The following is an 11,105-nucleotide window of genomic DNA, read 5'->3' on the forward strand; positions in this document are numbered from 1 at the left end:
CAAGAGCACTACTACACCACCAAACTGGAAGACGCGATCATCGTCGCCATCAACAACAAGATGCACAACTGCCAGGATCCATCGAACGCCCACTTCACCCACCTGGAAGAAGTGCAGTTCACCTACCGCAAAATCACCTGGACCCACGAAGTATCCGGTACTTCGGGTTCCGATGACTGGCGTGCTCCAGTCGTTTAATTACGGCTGATCGTTACAAGCATCGGCCAGCTCTGCTGGTCGATGTTGTTTACGCCCCTCCAGAATTTCGCGTGCGTTGAACCGCCTGGCGGTCGTCGACACACGCCGTATGCAGCACGAGGAACAAGGGATGTTCGCGCCGGCCAATGAAACCCACTTTGCCCTGACCATCGAAGGTCTTTCCGCCGACTTTCAGGTGTTTACCCTGACCGGCCGGGAAGCCATCAGCCAGCCTTTTGTGTTCGAGGTGGAGCTGGTCAGTGAGCAGCCGTCGCTGGACCTCGAAACCCTGCTGCACAAGCCGGCCTTCCTGCAGCTGTCGCCCGACGGCAGCGGCATCCACGGCCTGATCTACCGCGCCGCGCAAGGCGATTCCGGCAAGCGCCTGACCCGCTACTCCGTGACCCTGCGCCCGCAACTGGCGTACCTCGCGCACCGGATCAACCAGCGGTTCTTCCAGAACCTCAGCGTGCCGAAAATCATCGGCAAGGTCCTCGAAGAACACGGTATCCAGGGCAACGCCTACGCCTTCCAGACCGGTTCGATCTACCCCGATCGCCTCTACTGCGTGCAGTACGACGAATCGGACCTGCATTTCATCCAGCGCCTGTGTGAAGAAGAAGGCATTCACTACCACTTCCAGCACACCGCCACGGGCCACAAACTGGTGTTCGGCGATGACCAGACGGTGTTCAAGAAACTGGCGCCGGTGGCCTATCAGCAGGACTCCGGCATGGTCGCCAGCAAGCCGGTGATCAAACGCTTCGACCTGCGCCTGGAAACCCGTACCAGCCGCACCACCCGCCGCGACTACGACTTCGAAAAACCGCGCCTGACGCTGGAAAGCGAAAACCGCGGCGACGCCCTGCCCGACCTCGAGGACTACGATTACCCGGGCCGTTTCATCGACCGCGAACGCGGCAAGCACCTGGCCAAACGCGCCCTCGAACGCCACCGCAGCGACTTCCAGCTCGCCGAAGGCAAGAGCGACCAGCCGTTGCTGGTCAGCGGCCATTTCCTCGCGCTGAAAGAACACCCGAAGGCCAAGTGGAATGATCTGTGGCTGCTCACCGAAGTCCACCACGAAGGCAAGCAGCCGCAGGTGCTGGAAGAGTCGGTCACCAGCGACACCACCGCGCTGAAAGACGATTTCCATCAGGGCTACCGCAACCGCTTCCAGGCCACCCCGTGGGACGTGCCGAACCGCCCGCCCCTGCGCCACCCGAAACCGCGCATCCTCGGCAGCCAGAGCGCCGTGGTCACCGGACCGAAAGGTGAAGAAATCCACTGCGACGAATACGGCCGCGTCAAAGTCCAGTTCCACTGGGATCGTGAAGGTCAGGCCGACGACAAGACCAGCTGCTGGCTGCGCGTCTCCAGCGCCTGGGCCGGCGCCCAGTACGGCGGCATCGCCATCCCCCGCATTGGCATGGAAGTGCTGGTGACCTTCCTCGAAGGCGACCCCGACCAGCCGCTGATCAGCGGCTGCCTGTACCACAAGGAAAACACCGTCCCCTACGCCCTGCCGGCGAACAAGACCCGCACCACCTTCAAGACCCTGAGCTCGATGGGTGGCGGCGGCTTCAACGAACTGCGCATCGAAGACAAGAAAGGCCAGGAGCAGATCTTCCTCCACGCCCAGCGCGACTGGGACGAGAACATCGAACACGACCAGAAAATCCGCGTCGGCAACGAACGCCACGACGTCGTGGAAAAGAACAGCTACACGGAATTCAAGGCCGAAGAACACCACACGGTTTATGAAGACCGCAAAGTGGAAGCACGGGCCAACGACCACCTGACCGTGGGCGTGAACCAGCACATCAAGATCGGCACCGGGCAATTCATCGACGCCGGCCAGGAAATTCACCTGAGCAGCGGGATGAAGGTGGTGCTGGAAGCCGGGGCCGAACTGACGCTGGTCGGCGGTGGCAGCTTCATCAAGATCGATGGCGGCGGCGTGACCATGAGCGGGCCGGCGATCAACATCAACTCCGGCGGAGGACCGGGCAGCGGCACCGGCGCCGCCCCACTGCTGCCGGGCGTGTTGAAGCAGGCGGATGCCGACAAGGCTGGTGCCGTGCTGACCCCGGCGCAAATCAACACCCTCAAACGTAATGCGCCGTTCTGCGAAGAGTGCGAAAAATGCAAGGCAGGTGCCTGTGCCATCTAATCGACTGACACCCAAAGACTGGCTGGCACAACAGCCGCTGCAAAAAGACGAACGTCTGTATCTGATCGTCAGCGCCGCCAGTGATGCCGAAGCGCTCAAGGCCTTGTATCAGAGCGAACCGTCCGTCCAGGCCATTCCCGTCTGGGGTGGAACGCCCTACTCCACTTGGCAACCGGTGATGCCTTACGTCGCCGAACTCAAGGCCAACTCGGCCTTCCTGCCCTGGATCACCGAAACCGACGCCCTCGACTGGGGCTGGCTGGCGGTCTCCCGCTCGGAGCCCAACGAAGTTTTCGAACACCTGCGCAGTTTGACCCAGGTGAAAATGCCGGACGGGACCGAAGTGTTTTTCCGGTTCTGGGATGGGCGGCATATCTATCCGATTCTTGAAGGGCTGGGTGAAACGGCTGGGGAAGTGTTGCCGGTGTTTGAGCGGTATCTGATTAATGGTCGGAGCCTGGAAGTCGGGCCGAGGGTGGTGCCGAAGGCGAAGGATTGGCCGTGGTGGGAGGTGCCGAAGAAGTTGCTGGATCAGTTGGCGAAAGAGGATCACACGACGCTGGTCGGCAACTTGATGCAATGGCTCGAAGAAGCACGCCCGGACCTTTACAGCGCATGGCCCGAGAACAACCTGAAACTGAAAATCACCCGTTTCGTGCGTCGCCCGGATGCTCCGGACAACCTTAAAGAAGCACTGTTAAACCACCTGATTCTGGAGCAAGGCTGATGGATCGCGTTGCCTTTGTTGACAACCAACTGAACACCTTCAAGGACAGTCTGAAGCTGTATCAGGAACAGACCAAAACCTGGTACGCCAACGTCGCCGACAAAGCCAGCCGAGCGGCTGACCTCCCTTCCCTGCTGGGCATGGAGCGAGTGATCAAGGTTGGCAACACCAGCAAATCGGTGAGCATGACCGACGGCGACTTCACTTCGAACGTGGCTCAGTGCCCGTTGAAGGGACCGCTGCTGATCGAGAGCAAGTTCGAATCGGTTTATGACATTCCTGTAGGCGATATCGAAGTCGAGATCGTCGCGGTGGAAGGTGGTGCAGTCAGCAAGGTCAAACTCGATCAACAAGGCAAAGCCAGCTGGACCGGTGGGATTCCCGGCAAGTTCTACAAAATCCGTGTTCACAACGAGGTGACACCCGCGCAGATCGACGCTCTGTTCAGCTCCTACAGCGGCGTGACAGCGGACCTCGAAGGTTTCTTGCGCAAGGAGTGGGCCGGCTTCAAGCCGCAATGGTCGAACCTGTCGGCTTCGGGCACTGCGATGGCGATCGGCAACGGCATTCTTGAAGGTGGCTGGGAAGCCATCAAAGGCGTGTGGGATGGCATCAGCCTGGTGCTCGACATTCTGCAAGACCCCAAGAAGTTTGCGAATGATCTCGGCGCAGGCGTCCAGGACCTGATCAAAGTCGCCCAAAGCTCGCCAGACATCATGAAAAAAGCCATGTTGCTGGCCAGCGACGAGGCCGCTTTGTTCCTGCTGGTACGCAGCGCCGTGATCTGGCTGGCAGGCTTGCCGCCAATGAAAATGGCCGGCGACGTTGCGAAGATGACCACGGCCATTGTCGTCGGCATCGCGATCGACATCGTGATTGGCGTGGTACTGACGATTGCGGCTGAAGGCACAGGGGTTATCTACCTCGCCGCCCGACTGAAGAAGTACGGTGAGCTTGTTATCAACGCTGTCACCAGCTTCGTGAAATCGTTGTTCAAGATCATCAATGGATTTATGGAGTACGTCGCCAAATACACCGCCGTGGCGGCGCGTGGGGTGACGGCGAAGGTGAGAAACGGCGTCTCTCAGCTGCGCTTCGACGGGAAAAAGAATGCGAGGCTGGGTAAAGGCGAAGTCGGTGATGACGCTTCAAAACAGGCAAAGACGCCTGCGGAAAAGAGCGCCGAGCCGGCCTCGGAGACATGTACTAACGGATGCCCGGTGTCGATGGTCACCGGCGAAGAACTATTGACGCTGACAGATGGCCAACTTGACGGCTTGCTGCCGTTTGAATGGACACGCCTGTACAGAACCAGCGCCGTGGAAATCGACTGTGGCCTGGGATACGGCTGGAGTCACGCCCTTGCCCACCGCATCGAAATCGTGGGCGATGAAGTCATCTGGACCGACCACGAAAACCGTTCCACACCGTTCCCGCTTCCAAGCGAACAGCGCCCGGCGATCACCAACAGTCTCTCGCGTGCAGCCATTTTCCTCGGCGATGACCCGTCAGAACTGGTACTGGCCCAAGCCGGCAAGCGTCCTTCGTTCTATCACTTCCGTTTCAACAGCAAAGGCGCAACTCTGATCGCCATCAGCGACAGCTATGGCAATCGCCTGCACATCACACGGGACATCCACGGGCGCATCAAACGCCTCGACAACGGCGCAGGTCGTGCCCTGCTTTTACGCTACGATCGCAAACACATTGTGGCTGTGGACTATCAGCAGTTTCTTCCAGCGGACAATCTTGAGGATGCCTGGAACACCGTCCAGACGCTGGTCACCTACAGCTATGACGCGCAGCACCGGTTGATTGAAGCGAAGAATGCTGCCGGGGAAGCCGAGCGTTATCGCTACAACGATCAACATGTCATTCTGGAACGGCAACTGGCTGGCGGCGCGAGCTTCTTCTGGGAGTGGGAGAACGAAGGCAAACTGGCTCGTTGCGTCCACCACTGGGCAAACTTCTCGCAGATGGACGCGCACTACGCCTGGGATGACAAAGGCAGCGTGACCGTTACCAACGCCGATGGCAGCGAAGAGGTCTACACCCACGACGACCAAGCGCGACTGATCAGTAAGATCGATCCGGATGGTGCCGAGCACCTCAAGGCCTACAACGATAAAGGCCAGTTGGTCGCGGAAAAGGATCCTCTCGGCGCCGTGACCGAATACCGGTACGACGACAATGGATTGATGATCGCCGTCATCCCTCCTGAAGATGAGGCCATCACCTACGAATACAGCAACGGTTTCGTCAGCGATGTTCATCGCGGCGAAGCCAGCTGGAAGTATCAACGCAACAAACAGGGCGATGTTACCCAGCAAATCGACCCGGACGGAAATTCGACGTTCTACAGCTACGACCGTCAAGGACGCTTGCTGGAGATTCGTCATCCGGATGGCAGCCGCCACCAACTGGGCTGGAACAACCTCGGTCAATTGCTTGAAGAACGCCTGCCCGACGGTGGTCAACGCAAATATCGCTACGACGCGTTGGGTCGGCAGATTACTCGGCAAGAAGAGTCCGGGGCCATCACCCAATACCAATGGGATACCGCCAACCGCCTTGCACAAATTACCCTGCCGGGCGGTGCAACACGCGCGTTCACCTACAACGCCTACGGCAACGTCACTGCCGAACGCGACGAACTCGGCCGCGTCACCCGTTACGAATATGCCGACAACCTGCACCTTGTCAGCCGTCGTATCAATCCTGACGGTAGCCAGCTGCGCTACCGCTACGACAACTCGCGCCTGCTGCTGACCGAAATCGAAAACGAGCGCGGCGAGCACTACAACCTCGACTACTTCCCGAATGGCCTGATCCAGCAGGAAACCGGCTTCGACGGTCGTCGCACTGCGTACGAATACGACCTCAATGGCCAGTTGCTGAAGAAAACCGAATTCGGCGATGACGGCAGCGAGTTGGTGACTGAATACCAACGCGACGCCGCAGGCAGGCTTCTGGTGAAGACACTTCCCGACGGCGAAGAAATCCACTACAGCTACGATGCCCTCGGTCGCCTGGTCAACGTCGACGACGGGCACTGGCCGCTCGCCTACGAATACGACCTGCAAGATCGCCTCGTCACCGAACATCAAGGCTGGGGCACCTTGCGTTATGAGTACGACAGCGTCGGCCAGCTCAAGCACTGTCGCTTGCCCGATGGCAGCAAACTCGACTATCGCCACCAACCCGGCGGCCTGCTCAGCGGCATCGACCTCAACGGCTCGCGCCTGACGTCACACCAGTTCAGCGGTGGTCGCGAACAGCAGCGCCAGCAGGGCCTGCTGCTCAGCCAGTATCAATATGACGAACAGGGCCGCTTGCAGGCTCACTACGTCAGCCAGCGCGACAAAAACCTGTTCCAGCGCCGCTACAACTACGACGCAAACGGCAACCTCGTCGGCATCGACGACAGCCGCAAAGGCAACCGCAGCTACCACTACGATCCGCTCGATCGCTTGATCAGCGTTCGTGGCGCTACGCCGGAAAGCTTTGCTCATGATCCGGCCGGTAACCTGCTCGGCCAGAACAATGAAGGCACAGCAAATCTCGCAAACGTCAAAGGCAACCGCCTGCTGATGCAGGGTGATCGCCATTACGACTATGACGCCTATGGCAACCTGATCCGTGAGCGCCGTGGCGCCGGACAAAAGCTCGTCACCGAATACCGCTACGACTGCCAGCATCGACTGATCGGTGTCAGCCTGCCGGGCGGCAGCAATGCATCCTATAAGTACGACGCCTTCGGTCGTCGCATCGAGAAAACCGTCGATGGCCAAACCACCGAGTTCTTGTGGCAAGGCGAACGCCTGATCGCCGAAAGCGGTGACAACCGTTATCGCACCTATATCTACGAACCCGGCAGCTTCCGCCCGCTGGCGATGCTCGACGGCGAAGGCCCGCGTAAGGCAACGCCGTTCTACTACCAACTCGATCACCTGGGCACACCGCAGGAACTCACCGACTACAGTGGCGAGATCATGTGGTCGGCGAAGTACCGCGCCTACGGCAACCTCGCGGCGCTGGACGTCAGCGAAATCGATAACCCGTTGCGCTTCCAGGGTCAGTATTTCGACGTAGAGACAGGGTTACATTACAACCGGCACCGCTACTACAATCCGGGGACTGGCCGTTTTCTGACACCGGATCCGATCAAGCTTGCGGGTGGGTTGAATAACTACCAGTACGTGCCTAACCCTATTGGATGGATCGACCCACTGGGATTGAACTCCGATTGCCCCGGAGGACCAAACTGCAAACCCGGGAAAGTAGAAGATCCCTCACGTAAAGCAAACGTGGATGACGGAGCACCAAAATCTCCAGATGTTCAATGGACCAACCACGGAAATAAACACGTAGCTCCCAAGGCTCCTTGGCCATCGGTTGTAAAGTCAACAGCAAATGGCGGAGCAGCCAAGTATGCACCGGGCACCGACATTGAAGCTTTAGAACGACATGCTTTTGAGCACGGCCAAGAGGTTAACAACGGAAAACCTTGGAAAGTGATTGACATGGGACGAATCATCGGCGCAAACGATGGAAAAGAAACTCGATTCATGAGGGTTGAGCTCAGCGCAAATACAATTCATGGACATCCAATTTCCGAAGATGCATTTAAAAAACTCACGAAGAAGAAGAAATAAAACATGTTCACTACAGAAATAGAAAAACTAGGTGGAACCGTAACATTCGACGACATTTCTCAGCTGGATCAGTCAGCGGACATCTCCATCATACTGGACGAACTCAAAGAAGATTTATTTCAAGCTGCTCTTCCTTTCCAGCAAATAATTGATATTGGTTGGTATCCGGAGTTTAGCGAACAAGGCGCCTTCAAAGTATCATTAATTTCAAACTTCAATTGGGAAAAACCCATTTATAGCGAAAAAGCAAAAGACTGGACCGAGCTGAAAAATGCAATCAAGAACACTTTGAAAAAAGTAAAGACAGAATAACGGAGAGAAATTCTGTTATCCAAAACCTTAAAAACCCGATAGCAAAAAAAATGGACAAAAAAAGGACATATTTATTTTTCGTTGAAAAAATAAATATGTCCGCTTTTCGTGAAACTTGAAACATGGTAAGGCCGTACCACCAACAGGCTTGAAAGACCAACCAAAGACAAACGAATAAGCAAGAAAAAATGTTCACCACCGACAAACATAAAATTCAAGAACATTGGCTTAACGAAATATACCCTCGACAAAACTCAATCACGTTCAACAATGGCTTCTATTGTCTCTTTGAGAACTCAGTAAAAGAAGAAAAACTAAAAAAAATATGGATTCCGGCAAATGATTTCTTACTAAACCACACTGACATATGCGAGGGCCTCTCGACCATTTATACAGCAGAAGGGTCTAATAACAATACTTTTACTTGCGGCGAATGCCTAGCCTCCGGGGACGATGGCTTCATTGCACTTTCCAAAAAAGACACCGGCGAACTAATCTGGCTGATCGTATTGAGCGGAACCAATCCATTTGAAAAAATCATCATTCACAACAGCAGTATCCATGTTCAATCATCAAGCGGCACATTAGCAATAGTACCCACTGATCGGCCAGACAACCTTTCCATAGAATGGTCTTAACTAAAAAACAGAATCAAAGGGACAATTCATCCCCTTTTCGAAAAAACAAAATGAAAATTTTTCTCAACATTGAACACCTGAAAAACTATAACTTCCCTAGTACATTTATAGAATTCGCGACTACGGAACCTGAACCGGACATTGAACCTTGGTGGTTACTAATATATCAAGAGGGAAAAATAAACTACTGGCACAACACGCTAAAAAATCTGTATCCCAACCGCACGTTAGTTCCTTTCGCAAAGTTCAACGCCAATGATGATATTGCTTGCTTTGACGGTGATGATTTATCCGGCAATCCAAAAGTGCTAATAATACATGCATATGCTTTAGAGGGGTGGGAGCTTCACGGAGAACATCCTGACTTTAGCGCATGGCTAAAAATAGCCATTGAGACCCATACGAAATGGAATGAAGAAGATTAAAAACATCCACATCCAACATCTTATCCAAATAGATGTATTCTAATCCAAAGGGGAGAATCTAAAGGGGACAGATTTATTTTTAAGAGAATACATACGCCCCCTTTTCACATAAGTTTAAAGGATAAAAATGAGTATTCAGAAGATTATCCCGAGGAAAATCTGGTGGGGCTTTGAGGCAAAATCATATACAGAAATTGCTCAAGAGCTACCTTCACAGGATGAGTCACTTCGAAAGTGGATCGCAATCTACGCCGTTTATCATTTAAACTTCGAAAATAGATCCCCAGCAGAGCGTTATTACAAATTTCTAGAAGATGCAAAAAACTCTAAATACGTAATTATAGAATTCACTCTCCCCATCCAACTTCTCGAAACAAGAGACAGCATTAGCACCAACGACACGACAATAACAAAATGCAAAACCTTGGAAACAAAGGAAGAAATCAACTCTTTTCTTTACGAAAACAACATAAACCCCGAGCTATTTACGCCACCATGGACTTGCGAGTACCCGCTAGACTGAGTTCAACAAAAGAGGCCACAGAGGACACACTAACATGAGAACCAAGCTTAAATACGAACTCCATCCCCTTCGAGTCCCAAGCGGATGGACTATTACAATCAACAACCTTTTCGAGGTTGATTTCACACCAGAGACTGTCAAGTGGTTTAGTAACTCAGTCTTGCTGGGTGGTGTCCGACGAACTACTGGTCATTGCTTTGACTCAAGACTTGAGCCAGAGGGAGATCCTGACGGGGACTTTGTCATTGAATTCCTGACAATCAAGTACGACAACAAAGGAAAACCGATCAAAAACTCTGAGCTACCATTAGGGCAATACAGAACAAAAAGCAAAGAAGACTTTATCAAACAGATTGAACGCTTCATGCTCGACGCTTGAAAATGCTTCCCTCCCAACCAAATGGAACTGATCTATTTTTATTTTTTTCTGTAAAACAAAAGGAAAGCTCGATGAGTTACCTGGAAAAAGAAATCACATTAGCACTCGAAACAAATCATCTAAAAAACCAGAAACTCAAAAAGGATGAATTAGAAAAAATAATCTCAAACATAAAAACCTGCTTCTTTTACTCAAACACAAATACCCTTGACCCCTTCAATCTAAAATCCGTAACAAAACATCACGACCCAGACTTTTGGAAAAAGGTCGATCTCCTATACCCATCTGAAAAACCAACATTAATCGTCCTCGACAACCAAATCCATGCCTGGACGCTTCAGTCATCATCCGATTTGAAAATATTGCTTTCAGAAACGACTGGCTTTCCATTCTGGATAACCAATACGGCCCTTAGCTTCTTAACCTATTTAGACGACCACGATTGCGTACATACAGCATCGACTTCATTCCCTCCAGCGATTAAAAAACCATGATCTTCAAATCAGAAAACAAAATTATTGATCCAACCTCTGTAACCTACCGCAGCCTTGGCTTCGGCGAACCGCTCTCCAACAATGCCAAAAAATATACTTTATCAATAAAAACTCACGAACTGCCCGAGCAATTCCACGAGCTGACAAATGCATTCATCGCCGAATGCATACAAGACGATAACAAACAAGGCTACGCCGACATCCCGGAATTACGAGATTGCAGCTACCCGCCATTTTCAACCCTGATAAGAAACCACCCAGACGTAGCGGTAATTCTCATCAACGACTACTTATTCTTTGAGCTCTTCTATTTGCTATTTCCATCAAAGGAAAAACTAAAATTGGTAATAAACTCGATTTCCAGAGTTTATTATCTGGACGATACGTTTCACCTATGCGGCGAAACGTATCCCTACCGAAACCCGTAATTGTGTTATTTCCGTCACAGGCTCAAGACCCTAAGGCAAAAACACAACCTACTGCTGCCTTTCAATGACTTGTTCCCCCACCTCATACTTAACCACCACCCGATTCCCATACAACCGCTCCCTCTCCACCAACGCCCCCACCTGCCCCTTCTC

General features: G+C 53.1%; 11 protein-coding genes. All 11 read left to right on the forward strand.

Going from position 1 to position 11,105, the window contains the following annotated elements; all coding sequences use genetic code 11:
• Positions 1-198: type VI secretion system tube protein TssD (tssD, locus tag AC07Y2_RS28440; protein ID WP_490844206.1), on the forward strand; the 198-nt coding region annotated here is incomplete at its 5' end.
• Positions 199-328: 130 nt separating this feature from the next.
• A complete protein-coding gene (locus tag AC07Y2_RS28445) occupies positions 329-2,371 on the forward strand; it encodes a type VI secretion system Vgr family protein (RefSeq protein ID WP_103387103.1) in 2,043 nt (680 codons plus the stop codon).
• The gene (locus AC07Y2_RS28450; protein WP_103387102.1) at positions 2,361-3,098 is read left to right on the forward strand and encodes a DUF4123 domain-containing protein; all 738 of its coding nucleotides are present in this window, start codon (positions 2,361-2,363) and stop codon (positions 3,096-3,098) included. Before AC07Y2_RS28445 ends, AC07Y2_RS28450 begins: the two co-directional genes overlap by 11 nt.
• Positions 3,098-7,753: an RHS repeat-associated core domain-containing protein gene (locus AC07Y2_RS28455; RefSeq protein WP_103387101.1), complete on the forward strand. Its 4,656-nt coding sequence runs from the start codon at positions 3,098-3,100 to the stop codon at positions 7,751-7,753. The genes AC07Y2_RS28450 and AC07Y2_RS28455 overlap by 1 nt, the downstream gene beginning before the upstream one ends.
• Positions 7,754-7,756: 3 nt before the next feature.
• Positions 7,757-8,065: a hypothetical protein gene (locus AC07Y2_RS28460; RefSeq protein ID WP_103387100.1), complete on the forward strand. Its 309-nt coding sequence runs from the start codon at positions 7,757-7,759 to the stop codon at positions 8,063-8,065.
• A gap of 188 nt (positions 8,066-8,253) precedes the next feature.
• Positions 8,254-8,703 (forward strand): hypothetical protein, encoded by a 450-nt coding sequence (locus tag AC07Y2_RS28465; protein WP_146040496.1) that lies wholly within the window; start codon positions 8,254-8,256, stop codon positions 8,701-8,703.
• A gap of 50 nt (positions 8,704-8,753) precedes the next feature.
• Positions 8,754-9,128 (forward strand): hypothetical protein, encoded by a 375-nt coding sequence (locus AC07Y2_RS28470; RefSeq protein WP_080770599.1) that lies wholly within the window; start codon positions 8,754-8,756, stop codon positions 9,126-9,128.
• Between the two features lie 127 nt (positions 9,129-9,255).
• Positions 9,256-9,651 (forward strand): hypothetical protein, encoded by a 396-nt coding sequence (locus tag AC07Y2_RS28475; RefSeq protein ID WP_039767790.1) that lies wholly within the window; start codon positions 9,256-9,258, stop codon positions 9,649-9,651.
• Between the two features lie 34 nt (positions 9,652-9,685).
• Positions 9,686-10,030 (forward strand): hypothetical protein, encoded by a 345-nt coding sequence (locus tag AC07Y2_RS28480; RefSeq protein ID WP_039767789.1) that lies wholly within the window; start codon positions 9,686-9,688, stop codon positions 10,028-10,030.
• A gap of 71 nt (positions 10,031-10,101) precedes the next feature.
• Positions 10,102-10,524 (forward strand): hypothetical protein, encoded by a 423-nt coding sequence (locus AC07Y2_RS28485; protein WP_146040495.1) that lies wholly within the window; start codon positions 10,102-10,104, stop codon positions 10,522-10,524.
• On the forward strand, positions 10,521-10,952 hold the full coding sequence (locus AC07Y2_RS28490) for a hypothetical protein (RefSeq protein ID WP_103387099.1): 432 nt from the start codon (positions 10,521-10,523) through the stop codon (positions 10,950-10,952). Before AC07Y2_RS28485 ends, AC07Y2_RS28490 begins: the two co-directional genes overlap by 4 nt.
• Positions 10,953-11,105 lie beyond the last annotated feature (153 nt).

This window comes from Pseudomonas sp. GW456-12-1-14-TSB6 (genome assembly GCF_059424205.1).